This window comes from Aeromonas sp. 600282 (assembly GCF_049175755.1).
Taxonomy (GTDB): Bacteria; Pseudomonadota; Gammaproteobacteria; order Enterobacterales; family Aeromonadaceae; genus Aeromonas; species Aeromonas veronii_A.
In genome coordinates, this window is the sequence record NZ_JAAKVR010000001.1 from 536,951 (window position 1) to 555,639 (window position 18,689).

The following is an 18,689-nucleotide window of genomic DNA, read 5'->3' on the forward strand; positions in this document are numbered from 1 at the left end:
AAAACTTGGAACTTTTTACGCAAACCATAGTCATGGAGGCAAAAATGTGAGCCAAGTCTCACCTGACGGCAAGGCAAAAGGAAAACGTTTACAATGAATCCTGCTGATTATTTGGACTCAAATAGTCTATTTTGCATGCAAATAACGCTAAATACCTGATAAACAACCAAAGTGGTCTGATCAGCGTAAAACTGCCGTGATAATGGCTGTTGCCTCGACCTCACCGAGGGGTTGCGGGTATCCTTGTCCTTCTATTAACCCCTAACTGGCCTTCTCTTCATGCTCTCTACTCGCCTCAAAGCAACCATTCGTCAAACCTATCGCCAGATTTCGGATGGATTACCCGGTTTTGTACCGCGCAAAGAGCAGAACTTTCTGGTGGCCGAGATAGCCAAAACCCTGACCGGCGAGTACGACAAACAACGCCGTATTCTGGTTGCCGAAGCGGGCACCGGTATCGGCAAATCCCTCTCCTATGCGCAGGGCGCCATTCCGGTGGCGCGACTCACCCAGAAGAAGCTAGTGATCTCCACCGCCACAGTGGCCCTGCAAGAGCAGCTGATCCACAAAGACCTTCCTTTTTACCACCGCCACAGCGAGCTGCCGTTTCGCTTTATGCTGGTCAAGGGGCGTCAACGCTACTGTTGCGAGCATCTGCTGGAGCAGGCAGCCAGTGGCGCCGAGATGGCCAACTTCGAGCTCGACTTTGGCAGTCTGAGCAAATCCAAACCATCGGACAGCGACAAGGATCGCTACCAGGCGCTGTGGCAGACCTACACCAATGGCAAGTGGGACGGGGATCGGGACAACTGGCCGGAGCCCATTCCCGACACTTGCTGGGATCGCATCGCCGCAGACCGCCACACCTGCAACAAGGCGCTAAGCCATCACCAGCACTGCCCCTTTCATCGCGCCCGCAACGACATGGAGAGCGCCGATGTGCTGGTCGTCAACCATGCACTCCTGCTCTCCGATCTCACCATGGGCGGCGGCATCATTCTGCCGCCCCCTGATGAGTGCATCTATGTGCTGGATGAGGCCCATCACCTGCCCAGCATCGCCCGGGATCACGGCGCGGCATCGGCCAGCGTCAAAGGCTCGCGCCGCTGGCTGGAGAAGCTGGTACAAAGTGCAGGCAAGCTGGCGCGGACTCTTAATAAGGAGAGCCTGCTCGACCCCCAACTCAAACTGCAGGATGCGCTGGCCACCATCCAGCCCGATCTGAAGGCGGTCGAGCAGTGGCTCAGCGCCAACGATCGGCTGTTTGGCACGGAACCCCACTACCGCTTCGTCGAAGGGGTATTGCCGGATCCCCTACCCATGCTGGCGGAGAATCTCAAGGAGTCGAGCAAGAAGGCGCTGCGGGCGCTGGATCGGATGCAGGGGGCCATAGGTGAAGCGCTGAAAGATGGCGAGATCCGCCGCAAGGAGGCCGAACCCCTGCTGGCCGAGAGCGGTTTTCATCTGCAACGGCTGGAGAGTTTCTGCGCCCTGTGGGAGATGCTGGGGCGCCATGTGCCGACCGGTAAAACCCCGCTCGCCCGCTGGATGGCCAAGAGCGATGACGGCGATATCTGGCTGCACGCCTCACCGATTGAGGTAGGCTATCTGCTGGAGGAGTGGCTCTGGTCGAAATGTCTAGGTGCCGTACTGGTCTCAGCGACCCTCACCGCCCTCTCTTCCTTTAGTTATTTTCGCCATCAGGTGGGGCTCAAGGAGCACGACGGTACCCGCTATCTGCGCCTGCGCTCCCCCTTTGACTACCAGAAAGCCGAGCTCTATCTGCCCAAGATGGAGCACGAACCCAACTCACCAGCCTTTACCAATGAACTCATCAGCGTGCTGCCACGTATTCTGGCGGGCAAGGAGGCGAGTCTGGTGCTCTTCTCCTCCTACCGCCAGATGAATGAGGTGGCCGTTGGCTTGCGAGCCAAGGGACTGTCACTGCTGGTGCAGGGGGAAGCCTCCCGCAATGCACTGCTCACCCTGCACAAGCAGAAATGCGATGGCGGTCAGGCCAGCATCCTGTTTGGTACCGGCAGCTTCTCGGAGGGACTGGATCTGCCGGGTCACTATCTCACCAATCTGGTGATCACCAAACTCCCCTTTGCGGTGCCCAACTCACCGGTCGAGGAGGCTACCGCCGAGTGGGTGGAGCAGCGAGGCGGCAACCCCTTTCTGCAACTGACGGTGCCAGAAGCATCGCGCAAACTGATCCAGGCCTGTGGCCGCCTCATCCGCAAAGAGGCCGATCGGGGGCGGGTCACCATTCTTGATCGACGTCTACTGACCAAACGTTATGGCAAGGGGTTACTTGATGCCCTCCCCCCGTTCACGCGTCGGATCGAATAAATATGTCAGCCTCTATTGATAAACAAACTGACAGCAGCGCGAACGTTGACCACCAGAAAGAGCCATTGCCGCAGTAGACCAAACCTGTAAAAATGAGCCCCTGTTTTCAGTGGGCAATCGCCTGACTGTTCAAGGAGATGAAATGAAACTGACTGTTCTGGTACCGGCGCTGGCTGGTCTGTTGTGGGCCGGTAGCGCCTTGGCTGATGCCAAACTGGAAGTATCCACCCCTTACATCGTGCAGTTGATTGATGGCCAATCCATCAACCCCCAGCTGCTCGACAAAACCAGCACCTTCCCCCTCTCTGCCGGCAAGCACCAGTTGGTCGTCGCCTTTGAAGGCAACTACTCCAGCCGTAACGAAATCAAGCTGGTGACCGCCGAGCCGCTGGTGCTGAACTTCACTGCAGCCGACAATCAGCAGCTGGTGCTGGACTATAAAAAGCCCCGCAATGAAGCAGAAGCCAAACAGTTCCTGAAAGATCAGAAAGTGGTGCTAAAAGACAAGGTCAGTGGCCAGCAAGTGAGCAGTGAACAGTTCGTAATGCCGAAAGTAGAGGGCTTCCAGCTGACCCGTGACTATCAGCAAGAGCTGATCAACATGGGCAAAGCTTTCAACCAGCCCAAAACCGTTGCCGTCTCCTCTGCTGCCGTGATGGCTGCCGCCAGCGCACCGGCCCAAGCCGCGCCCAGCAAGGCGCAAAGCAATCCGGAAGCCCTGACCCAGCTGCAAAACTGGTACAACAAGGCCGATGCGGAAACCCGCAAAGCCTTCCAGATCTGGGTTATCCAGCAGCAGTAATCCGGAAACATCATCCTGACCCGTCGGGAATGACAAGGGGAGCCTGGCTCCCCTTTTTCATATCCAGGTTCATCTCTGCATCGATGGAACAATGCCCTGATGTCACTGCATATTTTCTATCACCCCCTCTACTCCTCCCTGATCCTGCCCGAACGCCATCGCTTCCCGCTGGCCAAGTATCAGGGGCTGTTTGAGCGCTTGCAGGTGCAGGGTTACCCCCTTGGCGAAGCGCCGTCGGCCACCCGGGAGCAAATCTGTCGCATTCACGATGCTGATTATGTCGCGGCGGCCCTGAGTGGCCAACTTGAAGAGCGCGCCATCCGCAAGATCGGTTTTCCCTGGTCACCCATGCTGATGGAGCGCACCTTGCGCTCGGTGGGTGCCACTATTGCCGCCAGCCGCTATGCACTTGAGCAGGGCTGCGGCTTGCAGATCTCCGGTGGCTACCACCACGCCCACCGGGATCACGGCAGCGGTTTTTGTCTGTTCAACGATCTGGTGATTGCGGCCCAGGCTTGCCTCGACGAGGGGCACTGTGAACAGGTGCTGATCGTCGATCTCGATGTGCATCAGGGAGATGGCAGTGCGGCCCTGTGCGCTGGACGGCGCGATATCATCACCCTATCCCTCCATGGTGAGCACAACTTTCCCCATCACAAAGCCACCTCTCACCTCGACTTTCCGCTGCCAAGCGGCATGACGGACGATGCCTATCTCACCACACTGCAACAGGCACTCTCACTGGCACTGCGCCTCTATTCGCCGGATCTCATCCTCTATCAGGCGGGCGTCGATGTGCATCATGCCGACGAGCTTGGCTATCTCTCCCTGAGCGATGAAGGGGTGCGCCTGCGCGATGCCATGGTATTTGACTGTGCAATCAAGCATGGGTTGCCTGTCGCCGCTGTACCCGGTGGCGGCTATCGCCGCGACTGGCAACAGCTGATCCCGCTTCATATGTCGCTGTTTGAGGCGGCGCTCCACCGTTTTGGTTGATGGCATGGCTTATAGCGCGGACACCCCATCAGAGTGGGCGGCATTTCACCAGATAAAACAGAAGAGGCGACCCTTGGGTCGCCTCTTCGTGTTTTGTCCTCTCGGTCACACAAGCTCGCTCGTTGTCAGGCAAGCTCGGGACGCCTGAGGATAATTATCTCTGACGCTTGCGGGCGTACTTGCGACGGGCGCGGGCCTGACGCTCCTCTTCCCGCTCGGCCTTCTCTTTGGCTTTTTGCTCGGCTTCTGCGGCAGCTTCGACAATCTCGACGCTCACCATCTCCGGCGTCTCCAGCGAGATGCGGCCAAGCAAGCCGGAGCGGAACTCGTTAATCAAGATCTCGGACGCCTTGTGCAGGTCGGCCAGCCCCCCTTTGCGCATAAACGCCCGCTGGCGGGCGATCATCTCCAGCAGCTCGATCTCGGTCTCGGGCAACTCGTCAATCTGGTAGCGCGCCTTGATCCGCTCCGGATAGGCCTTGATGAAGTAGTCAGCGGCGAACATGGCGATATCGGCATAGTCGAACACCGTGTCTTTAATGGCCGCTGTGATGGCCAGACGATAACCACAGGAGGGCGGGTTGAGCTTGGGCCAGAGGAAACCTGGGGTATCGGTCAGGATAACGTTGTTATCCAGCTTGATCCGCTGCTGGGACTTGGTCACCCCCGCCTCGTTGCCGGTACGGGCGATGATGCGCCCCGCCAGGGTATTGATCAGAGTGGACTTGCCCACGTTGGGGATCCCCATGATCATCGCCCGCACGCCGCGCAGCTCAAAATTGCGCTCCGGCAGCATCTCGTGACAGAGAGTCAGCAGTTGCTTGATCTTCTCCGGCTCTTGTTGCGTCAGCGGCAGCGCCTTGATCCCCTTCTCTTTTTCCATGTGCGCCACCCACAGATCGGTGATCGCCGGATCGGCGAGGTCCGCCTTGTTCAGCACCTTGATCACCGGGGTATCACCACGCAGCTCGGGCACCAGCGGGTTTTCGCTGGAGAAGGGGATGCGGGCATCGAGCATCTCGATGATCACATCGACCTGGGGCATGACCTCGGCAATCTCTTTGCGGGCCTTGTGCATGTGACCGGGGAACCAGTTGATGGACATATCCGTTACTCTCTGTGGGGGCTGCGGGCGCGCGCATGGAACAACAGGCGCTCTGCCGCGGGCATCGAACGAAGGGGGCGCATTTTACCTGCTGCGGGCCTCTTTTGACAGGTCATTCTAACCATCACCTCATCAAATCAGCAAACCGCCGAGGCGGAGCAACCTTGCCGGAAGCGACCGGACCAACTGGCTCAATTGATAGATAACACATTGATATAGTGTAACATTTTCATCACTTTTTCACACAACCGTCACCGATAGTCAGTAAAAGTGTCATCTGCCCCCTCTAGGCTGCGCTCAGGTTTTACAAGGAGCGAACCCCAATGAGAAAAATGGCAGGACTTGCAGTGATGATCGGCGCCGCCCTGGCTGCCGGCTGCAAATCAGACAATGACACGGTGGCGACCAAGCCCGCAGCCCAACCCACCAACGTCATCTTCTTCCTCGGTGACGGCATGGGCCTCAACACCCTGACGGCGGCCCGCATCTACGGTGTCGGCGAAGAGGGTGATCTCACCATCGATACCCTGCCAGAGACGGCCTTTATCAAGACCTTCTCCCACGATGCCCAGGTCACTGACTCGGCCCCCTCAATGGCGGCCTACATGACCGGGGTCAAGAGCAACAACGGCGTCATCAGCATGGACGGCGACGCCACCTATGAGAGTGACTGCAGCAAGAGCGCCGGCAAGCCGGTGACCACCCTGCTGGAGCTGGCCAAAGCCGATGGCCGCGGTACCGGCGTGGTGACTAGTACCCGGGTAACCCACGCCACCCCGGCGGCTACCTATGCCCATATCTGCAACCGGGATCTGGAGGCAGATATCGCCGTCCAGCTGGTGCCGGGCGGCAAAGGCTACAACAGCGCCCTCAAGGAGGGGCTGGATGTGGTGCTCGGTGGCGGCAGCAGTTTCTTCCTGCCCAAAGCTGACAAGGGCAAGCGGGAGGATGGCCGCAACCTCATCAGCGAAATGCAGGCCAAGGGCTACCAGTTTGCCAGCAATCTGGATGAGCTGAACAAGGCCGATGCGGGCAAGCCGCTGCTGGGTCTGTTTGGTTCCAGCCACATGAAATATGACCTGGACCGCCCCGCCAGCGAGCCGTCACTGGCCCAGATGACCCTGGCCGCCATCAAGCAGCTCAAGGGCAAAGAGAAGGGTTACTTCCTGATGGTGGAAGGGGGCCGCATCGACCACGCCCTGCACGACACCAACGCCAAGCGGGCGCTGCAGGACACCATCGCCTTCGACAACGCCATCAAGGCCGCCATCGACGAGGTGAAAAAGAGCGACCCCGAGCTGAAAAACACCCTGATCGTGGTCACCGCCGATCACGACCACACGCTCGTGCTCAACGGCTATGCCAAGCGCACCGGCAAGACCACCGCCGACAACCCCGGCGTACTCGGGCTGGTGAAGAACTACGAGACTGGCGAGCCAAGCAAGGATAGCGAGGGCATGCCCTACACCATCATAGGTTTTGGCAACGGCTACAACCGGGTGGATGGCCCGCGCAGCAGCGTCGCCCCGCTCGACGACGCCACCGTCTCCGCCAATGACTACCACCAGGAAGTGGTGGTCAAGGTAGGCGAGATCGGCAACGAGACCCACGGCGGCACAGATGTCTTCCTCGGCGCCATCGGCAAGGGGGCTGACAGCTTCCATGGCTCACTCGATAACACCGCCGTGTTCGGCAAGATCAAGGCTGCGGCCAAGCTGTAAGGAGCACTTTCATGAGCAAACAGATGAACACATCCATCAAGCACACGCTGGTCTGCGCAGCCCTGTTCAGTGCGCTGGGCGCAACCTCCCAGGCACAGGCCGCTGATGCCAAAAACGTCATTCTCTTTATCGGTGATGGCATGGGGCCCACCGTGCTCACCGCCACCCGCCTGTTCAAGGTGGGAGAAGAGGGCAATCTGGAGATGATGAAACTGCCGCGCAGTGCCCGCATCAAGACCTTCTCCAACGATGCCCAGACCACCGACTCGGCCCCCTCCATGGCGGCCTACACCACCGGGGTCAAGATGAACAACGAGGTGATCGCCATGAGCAGCGACACCAAAGCCGTCGCCCCCGGCAAAGACGTCAATGGCAACAAAACCGTCAACAATTGCAGCAGCGATAACGGCAAGCCGGTGCCCACCATTCTCGAGCTGGCCAAGGCGGCAGGCAAATCGGTCGGGGCCGTCACTACCACCGAGCTGACCCACGCGACCCCGGCGGCTACCTACGCCCACATCTGCCATCGGGATGCCGCCTATGACATCGCCGCACAAGCTGTTCCGGGGGGCGCAGGTTTCAACCAGGCGCTGGGGGATGGGGTCGATGTGCTGATGGGCGGTGGTGCCAACCACTGGACCCCCTACAGCGCCAGCAACAAGGGCGGTCGCAATGACAACCGCGACCTGACCGCCGAGATGAAGGTGCAGGGATACAGCTATGTCACCACCCAAAGTGAACTGGCCAAGGTCACCAGCGGCAAGGTGCTCGGTCTGTTCAGCAGCAAATCCCACCTCGACTACGAGCTGGATCGGGTCGCCAAAGGGGCTGCCAATACCCAGCCGTCCCTCTCCGAAATGACCGCCAAGGCGATCGACCTGCTGAGCAAGAACAGTCAGGGTTATTTCCTGATGGTAGAAGGCGGCCGGATCGATCATGCCCTGCACGGCACCAACGCCAAGCGCTCGCTCACCGACGCGGTGGCACTGGATGAGGCGGTCAAGACGGCGCTGGGTAAAGTGGATCTCAGCAATACCCTGATCGTGGTCACCGCCGACCATGACCACACCATGACCATTAACGGCTACTCCGCCAAGGGCAATCCGGTGCTGGATCTGGTGAAAAATGGCGATGGCTCGACCCAGAACGACGTGGATGGAAAGCCCTTCACCACCCTGGTGTTCGGTAACGGCCCCAACCGCCCCGATGTACGCCCGGTCCTCACCAGCGATCAGGTGATGGCTAATGACTATCTGCAGGAGACCGGCGTCAAACTCACATCGGAAACCCACGGCGGCGGCGATGTGATGCTGTTTGCCGATGGCGCCGGCAGCAACCGCTTCAAAGGCACGCTGGATAACACCAAGGTGTTTGGCAAACTGCGGGAGGCGCTCGGCCTGTAAGCAGCAGGGGCCCGGGTACATCTGAGCAATCGACTCAGCGACCCGGGCCCCGGCTCTTTCGAGCGACAGATGATGATGCGACTTTTGCTTTCATTATGGCTGCTTGGCAGCACCCTCGCCTTCCCCCTGCATGCTGACGACACGCCCCCGAATCTCGCCGCCCGGATCAGCTATCACGACCGGAACACCGGCAGCGATGGCATCGCCAGAGAGAGTGTCTGGCAAGAGAAGTGGCTGCGCGTGGGCAATCAGGTGTGGAGCCAGCGGCTCATTCCCCTCCCCCTTGCCCGTGCCTATCATGCCACTCACGACGCCACCCCCGGCCACAAGCACTTTACCCACCAGATGGCGGCCCGCTGGGTCAGCCACAGTGATGAGGGTGAACTTCAGCTGCGCTATGCCGACAGCTGGCACAACCAGCTGGTTGAAGTGCCGGTGGAAGAGTATGGCCAGGTGGCCTTCAAGCCCGACTGGCTGCGGATCCGCCATCTCGTCAACCCAGTGCTGCTCGAGGGGATGACCCCGCTGGATGAGGCCGCCCCCGAGCAGGCCCGCTGGTATGAAAAGCGCGAAGGGCAGCAACGAACCCGCATTCTCTGGTCGAGTCAGTGGCAGATCCCGCTGGTGGTCGAATCGGCCAGTCTCGACGGCTATCGCAGCTACCGGATGGAGGTAACCCTGCGCAAGCTGCCTGCTCAGCTTCCCTGGCAGCAACTCGCTGATTACGAAGTGCGCGATCTGCGCGATTTCTTCGACTGAGATCCCAACCCCTCAGCGAGCCCAACGACAACGCAGGCAGGAATGTTACACTCTGCATATTCGACTCTGGCTCACGACCTTGATGCGCGCTCTCTGCCTGCCCTTTTTTGCACTGCTGTTGTTGCTGGTACACACCGGTGCCCAGGCTATTGTGCTGGTGGCGGCCGAGCTGCCCCCTTACGTCATTCGCTCCTCTCACGGCAAACCAAGCGGTGTCGCCATCGAGATCATGGAAGAGGCCGCGCGACGCCTTAAAGAACCGCTCACCATCGAGTTGATGCCGCTGGCCCGAGCCCTCACCCAAACCACCCATCGCAAGGATGTACTGCTGATACCGCCAGTACGCAGCTCTCAACGGGAGCATCTCTACTACTGGGTTTCCCCCATCCTTGATGAAGAGTTCCTCATTGTCAGCAATCGCCACAAGCATCCCACCCCGCTCATGATAAACGCGCTTCCTTCACTCAAGGTGGGCACCTTGCGTCACTCCTTCGGCCAGTATCTGCTCAAGCAGAGGCTGAATCTCGCCAGCCAAACCGTCGCCACCGAAGACCTCAATGCCCTCAAACTGCAACGAGGACGCATCGATGCCTGGGTCGCAGCCTGGAACGTCATCCTCTACAACCAGCAGACGGGCGGATTTTCCATCGATGAGATAGTAAAAGGCGAATCCTTGATGCGTACCCAGTTATTTATCGCGGCCAGCAAGGATTTTCCCTTCACCGAAGGGCGTCGCTGGCAAGCCGTGATTGACGAGATGCGCCATGATGGCACACTGGCGCGGATCATCCGTCAGTACAACTATCAGGTTCCTGAGTAGTCACTCAATCACGGTTGCCAAGGCCGGCCAGAATGGTTATGGTAGCCCCATGAAAATACTCGCTATTTCCTCGCATTTGCTCACACCCTGCTGAGCCCCCGCCTCGCTCCTTCGGCCGCGAGTCGCTTGGGGGCATGGCATTTTCAATCGATTGAACCTGTTGAATCCATTTTTGTAACACTTTGCGTGATGGCCAACCTGCACCCGCCGGTATGGGCCTATCCGCTATTGATAAGGAATATCTTATGAAACAACCTCATCTGGTTATCTCCAGCCTTGATCTGGACCGTATCGAACAACTGCTCGGCAACCACCCGCAGCATCTCGCCCTGCAAGAGGAGCTGGACCGCGCCGAGATCCGCGAACCGGCCGACATGCCGCCGGACGTGGTCACCATGAACAGCAAGGTACGCTTCAAGATGCAGAGCAGCGGCAACGAGTTCTGCCTCACCCTGGTCTACCCGCGCGATGCCAAGGGCGACGAGAGCAACATCTCGGTACTGGCGCCGGTGGGCAGCGCCCTGCTCGGTCTGAAAGTGGGCGACAGCATCGCCTGGCCAGGCCCGGCCGGTCGCACCATCGAGGTCGAAATTCTGGACGTGGTTTATCAGCCGGAGCGCGCCGGCGAGCTGCACCGCTGAGTCCCCCGGGCTGGTCATCCCCCTGTTGATCAGCCCGCTTGCTCGCCCTTGCAAGCTGATCCCGATCAAGCTTTGCGCACCTTGCCCCCCGGTTTTTAGCCCCTTTTCCTGCTGCTGCTTGAGCCTGACTCGGGGGGCAGGTATCTTGTTGGCCGCGTCATGGTCATGACGCACCGAATTTCAGGCTGACATCATGATAAACATTGCCCTCATCGACGATCACCAGATCGTCCGATCCGGTTTTGCCCAACTGCTCAATCTGGAGCCCGATCTGCAGGTGGTCGCCGAATTCGGCTCCGCCAGCGACGCCCTTGCCGGTCTGCCCGGCAGCGGGGCGCGAGTCTGCGTCTGCGACATCTCGATGCCCGACCAATCGGGGCTGGATCTGCTCAAGCAGCTCCCCTCCGGTCTCGCGGTGGTAATGCTCTCGGTGCATGACAGCCCCGCCCTCATCGAGCAGGCGCTGCAAACCGGTGCCAAAGGATTTCTCTCCAAGCGCTGCAGTCCGGACGAGCTGATCGCCGCGGTGCGTACCGCCGCCCAGGGGGGGTGTTATCTGACACCGGACATCGCCCAGAAACTGGCCAGCAGCAGCCGGGATCCCCTCACCAATCGGGAGCGGGAGATTGCCCAGTTGCTGGCACAGGGGCTGGAGGTGAAAGCCATCGCCGAGCAACTTGGCCTCTCCCCCAAGACGGTTCACGTCCATCGCGCCAACCTGATGGACAAGCTCAAGGTCAGCAACAACGTCGAGCTGGCCCACCGCATGCTGGATAGCTGGTGATCTCCCGTTTTGCCAGCTATGTCGCCATCGCGCTGGCGGCCTGCTTCATCTTTGCCGCCGGCTGGTTTTGCCTCTGGAGCATCAGCCTGCATCTGGCGGGCGGCCCGGCGCTGGCGGTGCTGCTCTTCCCCTTCGGCCTGCGCCTTGGCTTGCTGCTGCAAAGTCCCGGCCACTACTGGCCGCCGCTGTTGCTGTGCGAAGGGCTGCTGCTCTACTGGCTCAATCTGGAAGTGGGGCTGCCCCACTGGCCTTGGCTGGTCGCGGGCAGTCTGCTGACCCTGCTACCGCTGCTGATTGCCCGTCGCCAGCAGGTGCGCAACGACTGGCAGCAACTGTTGCTGCTGCTCGCCACCGTCACGGCGGCGGCGCTGCTGCAAGCCCTGCTCTGGCATCTGGCCGGGGAAGATGGCCTCTCGGCCCTGCTGCTCAGCCTGACCGGCGGTCTGACCCTCACCTCCACCTGCATGCTGATCTGGCACTACCTCACCCGCGCCACCTGGGTGCCGCTGGGGCCTGCGCTGGTGGATCAGCCGGTGGAGTGGCGCTTTCGCCATCTGGTCTGGTATCTGCTGCTGTTCGTATTGAGCCTCTGGCTGCAACTGGGATTGCCCAACTCGCTGGTACGCTTCACCCCGTTTTGTCTGGCCATCCCCATCATCGCCATGGCGTGGCGCTACGGCTGGCAAGGGGCGCTGCTCGCCACCCTGATGAACACCATCGCCCTGCTGGCCAGTCAGGCCTGGCACGATCACCCTCTCGATCTGCTGCTCTCCCTGCTGGCCCAGAGCCTTACCGGCCTGCTGCTGGGTGCCGGGATCCAGCGCCAGCGCGAACTCAATCAGGCGCTGACCCGCCAACTCGCCCATAATCGCCAACTCACCGAGCGGCTGCTGGAGACCGAGGAGAGCATCCGCAAGGAGGTAGCGCGCGAGCTGCACGACGACATCGGCCAGACCATCACCGCCATTCGTACCCAAGCCGGGATCGTACGCCGCCTCGCCCCCGATAATGCCGGGGTGGGCCAGAGCAGCGCCCTGATCGACACACTGTCGCTCGGGATCTACGACGCGGTGCGCGGTCTGCTCGGGCGGCTGCGCCCGCGCCAACTCGACGACATGACTCTTGAACAGGCGGTACGGGCACTGCTCAGAGAGCTGGAGCTGGAGCGTCACGGCATCGTCACCCGTCTGGAGTGGCAGCTGGCGGATGGGGATCTCTCGGATGCCCAGCGGGTCACCCTGTTTCGGGTCTGTCAGGAGGGGCTCAACAACGTGGTCAAACATGCCAACGCCCACTCGGTCACCATTCGCGCTCGGGCCTACGGCGAGCAGTTGCAACTGGTGCTGGAAGATGATGGCCGCGGTTTGCCGGAAAGCCGCCCGCAACAGGGCTATGGCCTGCTCGGCATTCGCGAGCGGGTACAGGCCCTAGGGGGCAATCTGCAACTCTCCTGCATCCACGGCACTCAGCTGACGGTCAACCTGCCCAGTCGCAGACGGGAAGAGAGTCATGGCTAATCACCACCAGAGGGCCTGCCAGTGCTGAGTTTTATGAGAAGCGCGCCGCACCGGCCCCTTATCCGGGATCAGGCCGAGATCGACGCCACCTATCGCCACTGGCGGCTGCACCTGCTGCTGACCATGTATCTGGGCTACGCGGTGTTCTACTTCACCCGCAAGAGCTTCAACTTCGCCATGCCGGACATGCTGGCGAGCGGCATGCTGGACAAGTCCGACATCGGCATGCTCTGGACCCTGTTCTACATCACCTACGGCTGCTCCAAGTTCTTTTCAGGCATCATCAGTGACCGCGCCAACCCGCGCTACTTTATGGGTGTCGGACTGATGGCCACCGGCGTTATCAACATCCTGTTCGGCCTCTCGTCGGCACTCTGGATGTTTGCCACCCTCTGGGTCGCCAACGCCTTCTTCCAAGGTTGGGGCTGGCCCCCCTGCTCCAAGCTGCTTACCAGCTGGTATTCGCGTACCGAGCGCGGAGTCTGGTGGTCGGCCTGGAACACAGCTCACAACGTCGGCGGCGCGCTCATCCCCCTTATCGTCAGCACCATCGCCCTGCAACATGGCTGGCGCTACGGCATGATAGTGCCCGGCCTTATCGCCATCATCGCGGGATTGTTCCTCTGCTGGCGGCTGCGGGATACCCCGAGTGCCATGGGATTGCCAACGGTGGGCGAGTGGCGCAAGGATGCCATGGAGCTGGCCCAGCAGACTCAGGATGCGGGCCTCTCCCATCGCCAGATCCTGCGCAAATATGTGCTGGGCAACCCCTATATCTGGCTGCTCGCCTGCTGCTACGTGTTGGTCTATGTGGTGCGCACCGCCATCAATGACTGGGGCAACCTCTACATGACCGAGCAGCGCGGCTTCAATCTGATGAGCGCCAACTCGGCCATCTCCATGTTCGAGGTGGGGGGCTTTATCGGCGCTTTGGTGGCGGGTTGGGGATCGGACAAGCTGTTCAACGGCAACCGTGGCCCGATGAACCTGATCTTTGCGGTGGGGATCCTGCTGGCGGTGGGATCGCTCTGGCTGATGCCCTTCTTCAGCTATGTGATGCAGGCGGCCTGCTTCTTTACCATCGGCTTCTTCGTGTTTGGCCCCCAGATGCTGATCGGCATGGCAGCGGCGGAGTGCTCCCACAAAAACTCGGCGGGGGCCGCCACCGGCTTTGTCGGCCTGTTTGCCTACATGGGGGCGGCGCTGTCAGGCTATCCGCTGGCCAAGGTGATGGAGATCTGGCACTGGAACGGCTTCTTCGTGGTGATCTCGGTGGCGGCAGGTATCTCGGCCCTGCTGCTGCTCCCCTTCCTCAAGGCGCAGGCACCGAGACCCCCTCAAGCGAATGCAGATTAGCGGGTGGCAGCTAACGAGCTATATCCGGCAAGCAGACAGGGCGCGGATCACCGCGCCCTGATTTTATTCCTGAACCTATTCCTGCATCAGGCAGCCTGACAGACCCGGTTCTTTCCTTCCCGCTTGGCCCGATAGAGAGCGTCATCCGCACGGCTGAACAGGCTGTCAAAGTGCCACTCCCCCTGCCAGTAAGCAATACCCATGCTGACGGTGATATGAATCCCCTCCACCTCGCTGGCCGCAAGCTGAACCCGCAGTGACTGGCAACGGGCGATGGCCTCGTCTGCGGCGACATGGCGAAACAACAGCACAAACTCCTCGCCCCCAAAGCGACTGGCCAATACGCCCTCCAGCTCGCGCAGTGCCAACCCGACCCGCTCCAGCACCCGATCCCCCACCTCATGGCCATGCCGATCGTTGATCTGCTTGAAGTCATCCAGATCGAGCACCACCAACGCCCCCTGCTGTGCAGGGCGTCCCCAGGCCAGACGTTCCATAAAACCACGGCGATTGAACAAGCCGGTCAACGGATCATGACTGGCCTGATAGCGCAGCTCCAGCGCCCGGTGCTGGTTGCAGAGCAGCAGTACCCCGAAGGTGAGCATGGAGCTACCCACCAGCATGGAGACATAGGGCAACACGTTGAACAACTGACGCTGGAACGGGCTTTCGATCACCTCGCCCCACACGGTAAATATCCGCATCAGGGTCATGGCAATCAGCACCAGATTGAGGCCAATCAGCACCCATACCGCCACCTGATAATCAGGGCGGCCGTGACGCCAGAGCTGCCAGATGATGAGCGAACTGAGTATGAGGAAGGTGGCGCTGCTGATCATCACCCGCACCGCAATCCGGCCATCGATTGCGACCGACCAGGTCATGACGGCGGCAAACAGCAGGATGAATCCCCAGCAGACAGGCCAGCCCGGCGATTGACGGAAGAAACAGCGTTGGGCGACCAGCAGCAACGACACATGAAAAATCAGGAAGACATTGCCCACCCAGGAGCCATAGGGGGTGGGGGTCAGCAGCAGACTGGCAAATCCAGCCTGACCCAGCATGGCAAACAGACTGGACCACCACCAGACCCCGACACCGGGAATATCGTTGTGGGTAACACGAATGATGGTAAGAGTGAGGAAACCGAGACAATAGCCACACAAGGCCATGATCATCAAGGTAAAAATATCCAGCTTAAGCAGTAGTGAGGCGTCCATACCAAAGCCATGCAGAGAGGGTAACTGAGTATATGAGAAGCGTTTGCCAAGACCCAGTGCGACTTGATGGTTTTCACAATAAAGCCCGTTCGTTTGCTGACAAACAGAGCAATGCGTGTGATATCCCACCAATGCGTATTCGTATCAGCCCCACAAAAAGCCTCTTACGGAGCCCAACAACTCAATAAGAGTCGCAAGCGGCGCCCTGAGTTTGTAACAAAATGTCTTGGGGATAATTTGGGCTTGAACCCACCCCATTAGATAGATATGTTGTTTTCGTGTGATTTTATGAATGAAGCCATGAGCAATAAATGTCTCTAACCTGTTGAGTCTTCTGACACAATCTGTTTTTGGTACATTTTTCACTCAACAACTATTCATAGCATCTCATATGGGGCTTTTGTCCCGCTCAAGACATTCATCCTGTCTTGCCTGTTGCCGGATGCAGCAGTCTCTTGTGCCACGGAGTCGCACGGGATCAGGTTCAAGGCCGAACAAACCACCGACAGAGACGTCACTTATGATCAAAAAACTGATTCTTTCTACCCTGCTGTTTTGCGGGATCGCCACGGCGGCCCCGACCCCTGCCCCCACCTCCACCCTGGATGCCGTGCTCGAACGCGGCGTGCTGCGAGTCGGCTTCGACGCCGGCTATCAACCCTTCGAGATGACCAACAAGCAGGGCCAATACATCGGCTTTGATGTGGATCTCGCCAAGATGGTCGCCAAAGAGATGGGCGTGAAGGTCGAGTTCGTCAACACCGCCTGGGATGGCATCATTCCGGCGCTGCTGACCAACAAGTTCGACGTCATCATGGGCGGCATGACCGTCACTCCCCAGCGCAACCTGCGGGTCAACTTTGCCGATCCCTACATCGTGGTCGGCCAGACCATCGTCCTGCGCAAAGAGAAGGCGGGCGAAATCAAATCCTTCACCGACCTCAACGACCCGAAATACAAGATCGCGGTCAAGCTCGGCACCACCGGCGAGCAGGCAGTGAAGCGCCTGATCCCCAAAGCCACCCTGCTGCAGTTTGAAACTCAGGATGACGCCAAGCTGGAAGTGATCAACGGCAAGGTCGATGCGTTCGTCTATGACCTGCCCTACAACGCTATTTTCGCCTCCCAGAACAAGGGCGCCGTGGTACACCTCGACAAGCCGTTCACCTTCGAGCCGCTGGCCTGGGCCATCCGCAAAGGGGATCAGGACACCCTCAACTGGTTCAACAACTACCTGCGCCAGATCAAGGGCGATGGCAGCTACGACCGTCTCTACAAGAAGTGGTTCGAATCCAACGCCTGGCTGAATCAGCTCAAATAACCTCCAGGGGGCGGCACATGCCGCCCCTGCACCACGCAGCTCCCCACACAATAACGAGAAGAGGTTGTGACTGTGCACACACCCAAACCGACAAGACAGATGGAAAAACAGCCCAATCAGCTACTCTGGCATGGGGTTTTCCTGCTGATGCTGCTGGTTGCCGTATTCGGCATCTACAAGGCTGTCCAGTCAGTGGATTACACCTGGCGCTGGGAACGCATTCCCCAATACATCGCCTATCAGGCGGAGCAGAAGAATGTCGCCGAATTTGACGGCACCGTGATGGCGGGCACCAGCGAGGCCGAGAAGGGCAAGCTGTTCCTGCAAGACGATCTCGACCCCAATGTGCGGCAAGCCATCGCTAGCACTGGCGTACAAGTCGCCGAAGGGGATACCGTTTTTCGTGGCGATACCCTCGACACCCAGCTGAGCTGGACCGCAGGCCCCATCGCCTGGGGCGTCTGGGTCACCGTCAAGCTCTCGCTGGTAGCAGGCATCTTCGCTATTTTGCTTGGCACCCTGGCCGGACTGGCCCGCCTCTCCCCCAATCCGGCCCTGCGCAATCTGGCCATCACCTATGTGGAGCTGATCCGCGGCACGCCGCTGCTGGTACAGATCTTCATCGTCTACTTCTTTATCGGCACCGTGCTGAACCTCGACCGCTTCACCGCCGGGGTCGCCGCGCTGGCGGTCTTTACCGGTGCCTATGTGGCGGAGATCGTCCGCGCCGGCATCAGTTCCATTCACAAGGGGCAGATGGAGGCGGGTCGCAGTCTGGGCCTCACCTCCGCCCAGACCATGCGCTACGTCATCCTGCCGCAGGCGTTCAAACGGGTGCTGCCGCCACTGGCGGGTCAGTTCATCAACCTGATCAAGGACTCCTCGCTGGTGTCGGTCATCTCCATCACCGATCTGACCAAGGCGGGACGCGAGGTGGTCAGCTCTACCTTCAGCCCGTTCGAGGTGTGGTTCACCGTGGCGCTGCTCTATCTGGTGCTGACCGGTACTCTCTCCTTTCTGGTGCGCCGTCTCGAGGTGAAATATGCGAAAAGCAACTGATCCCATCATCAAAACGACCGGTGTAGAGAAGTTCTACGGCAGCGAAGTGCATGCCCTGAAAAACGTCACCACCGAGGTGGCCGAAGGGGAAGTGGTCGTGATCGTCGGCCCCAGCGGCTCGGGCAAATCCACCTTCCTGCGCACCCTCAACCAGCTGGAGACCATCAACGACGGCAAGATCGTGGTCGATGGCATCAGCCTGACAGAGCCGGGCGATGTCAACAAGCTGCGGGAAGAGGTGGGCATGGTGTTCCAGTCCTTCAACCTCTTTCCCCACCTGACGGTGCTGGATAATATCTGCCTCGCCCCTCAGAAGGTGCGGGGGCTGTCGCGCCGTGAGGCCGAAGACAGAGCCAAGGCGCTGCTGCTGAAAGTGGGGCTGTCGGTGAAAGCGGCCAGCTATCCCTCCCAACTCTCCGGCGGTCAGCAACAGCGGGTGGCCATCGCCCGGGCGCTCGCCATGCAGCCACGCATCATGCTGTTTGACGAGCCCACCAGTGCGCTGGACCCCGAAATGGTGGGGGAAGTGCTGGATGTGATGAAGGGGCTGGCCCGCGAAGGGATGACCATGGTGGTAGTGACCCACGAGATGGGCTTTGCCCGCGAGGTGGCTGATCGGGTGCTCTTTATGGAGAGTGGCGAACTGCTGGTGGATGAAAAACCCGCCGATTTCTTCGACAATCCCCCCTCCCCACGCCTGCGCCAGTTCCTGAGTCAGGTGCTGTAGCCAACACGCTCTGCTGGATAAACGAAGAGGGACCGCAAGGTCCCTCTTCTTGTGTGTCACGCTGAGCAGGCTTAACCCAGCTGAACCCGAGTGCCCCTCTCATCGG

At 59.8% G+C, this 18,689-nt stretch carries 16 protein-coding genes; 14 read left to right on the top strand and 2 right to left on the bottom strand.

Going from position 1 to position 18,689, the window contains the following annotated elements; genetic code table 11:
- Positions 1–279 precede the first annotated feature (279 nt).
- The 3 genes from dinG (at position 280) to G5137_RS02300 (ending at position 4,150) form a co-directional block, all read left to right on the top strand.
- Positions 280–2,352: an ATP-dependent DNA helicase DinG gene (gene dinG, locus G5137_RS02290; RefSeq protein WP_421254840.1), complete on the top strand. Its 2,073-nt coding sequence runs from the start codon at positions 280–282 to the stop codon at positions 2,350–2,352.
- A gap of 142 nt (positions 2,353–2,494) precedes the next feature.
- Positions 2,495–3,154: a DUF2057 family protein gene (locus tag G5137_RS02295; protein ID WP_421254841.1), complete on the top strand. Its 660-nt coding sequence runs from the start codon at positions 2,495–2,497 to the stop codon at positions 3,152–3,154.
- A 99-nt stretch (positions 3,155–3,253) separates the two neighbouring features.
- Positions 3,254–4,150 (top strand): histone deacetylase, encoded by an 897-nt coding sequence (locus G5137_RS02300; RefSeq protein ID WP_421254842.1) that lies wholly within the window; start codon positions 3,254–3,256, stop codon positions 4,148–4,150.
- Positions 4,151–4,304: 154 nt separating this feature from the next.
- Here G5137_RS02300 and ylqF read toward each other — a convergent pair whose 3' ends face one another.
- Entirely contained in the window at positions 4,305–5,255 is a 951-nt protein-coding gene (gene ylqF, locus G5137_RS02305) for a ribosome biogenesis GTPase YlqF (RefSeq protein ID WP_421208174.1), read from the bottom strand.
- A gap of 323 nt (positions 5,256–5,578) precedes the next feature.
- Between ylqF and G5137_RS02310 the strand changes: the two genes are divergently transcribed.
- From G5137_RS02310 to G5137_RS02345, 8 genes are all read left to right on the top strand, one after another.
- Positions 5,579–6,976 carry an alkaline phosphatase gene (locus G5137_RS02310; RefSeq protein ID WP_005334065.1) on the top strand — a complete coding sequence of 466 codons (1,398 nt, stop codon included), beginning with the start codon at positions 5,579–5,581 and terminating at the stop codon, positions 6,974–6,976.
- A gap of 11 nt (positions 6,977–6,987) precedes the next feature.
- Entirely contained in the window at positions 6,988–8,379 is a 1,392-nt protein-coding gene (locus tag G5137_RS02315) for an alkaline phosphatase (protein WP_421254843.1), read from the top strand.
- Positions 8,380–8,451: 72 nt separating this feature from the next.
- The gene (locus tag G5137_RS02320; protein ID WP_421254879.1) at positions 8,452–9,138 is read left to right on the top strand and encodes a hypothetical protein; all 687 of its coding nucleotides are present in this window, start codon (positions 8,452–8,454) and stop codon (positions 9,136–9,138) included.
- An 82-nt stretch (positions 9,139–9,220) separates the two neighbouring features.
- The gene (locus G5137_RS02325) at positions 9,221–9,958 is read left to right on the top strand and encodes a substrate-binding periplasmic protein (protein ID WP_421254844.1); all 738 of its coding nucleotides are present in this window, start codon (positions 9,221–9,223) and stop codon (positions 9,956–9,958) included.
- A 245-nt stretch (positions 9,959–10,203) separates the two neighbouring features.
- The gene (gene rnk, locus G5137_RS02330; RefSeq protein WP_185227373.1) at positions 10,204–10,599 is read left to right on the top strand and encodes a nucleoside diphosphate kinase regulator; all 396 of its coding nucleotides are present in this window, start codon (positions 10,204–10,206) and stop codon (positions 10,597–10,599) included.
- Between the two features lie 193 nt (positions 10,600–10,792).
- Positions 10,793–11,383, top strand: a complete 591-nt coding sequence (gene uhpA, locus G5137_RS02335) for a transcriptional regulator UhpA (protein WP_120414557.1) — start codon at positions 10,793–10,795, stop codon at positions 11,381–11,383.
- Positions 11,380–12,900, top strand: a complete 1,521-nt coding sequence (gene uhpB, locus G5137_RS02340; protein ID WP_421254845.1) for a signal transduction histidine-protein kinase/phosphatase UhpB — start codon at positions 11,380–11,382, stop codon at positions 12,898–12,900. The genes uhpA and uhpB overlap by 4 nt, the downstream gene beginning before the upstream one ends.
- Before the next feature lie 21 nt (positions 12,901–12,921).
- Positions 12,922–14,256, top strand: a complete 1,335-nt coding sequence (locus G5137_RS02345) for an MFS transporter (protein ID WP_421254846.1) — start codon at positions 12,922–12,924, stop codon at positions 14,254–14,256.
- Between the two features lie 86 nt (positions 14,257–14,342).
- Here G5137_RS02345 and G5137_RS02350 read toward each other — a convergent pair whose 3' ends face one another.
- Positions 14,343–15,476, bottom strand: coding sequence for a GGDEF domain-containing protein (locus G5137_RS02350; protein WP_421254847.1), 1,134 nt, complete (start codon positions 15,474–15,476; stop codon positions 14,343–14,345).
- A gap of 520 nt (positions 15,477–15,996) precedes the next feature.
- Between G5137_RS02350 and G5137_RS02355 the strand changes: the two genes are divergently transcribed.
- From G5137_RS02355 to G5137_RS02365, 3 genes are all read left to right on the top strand, one after another.
- The gene (locus tag G5137_RS02355; protein ID WP_201955798.1) at positions 15,997–16,797 is read left to right on the top strand and encodes a transporter substrate-binding domain-containing protein; all 801 of its coding nucleotides are present in this window, start codon (positions 15,997–15,999) and stop codon (positions 16,795–16,797) included.
- A gap of 99 nt (positions 16,798–16,896) precedes the next feature.
- Entirely contained in the window at positions 16,897–17,856 is a 960-nt protein-coding gene (locus G5137_RS02360; RefSeq protein WP_201955795.1) for an amino acid ABC transporter permease, read from the top strand.
- Complete coding sequence (locus tag G5137_RS02365) at positions 17,840–18,583, top strand: amino acid ABC transporter ATP-binding protein (RefSeq protein WP_201955792.1); 744 nt, start codon at positions 17,840–17,842, stop codon at positions 18,581–18,583. The genes G5137_RS02360 and G5137_RS02365 overlap by 17 nt, the downstream gene beginning before the upstream one ends.
- Positions 18,584–18,689: the final 106 nt, after the last annotated feature.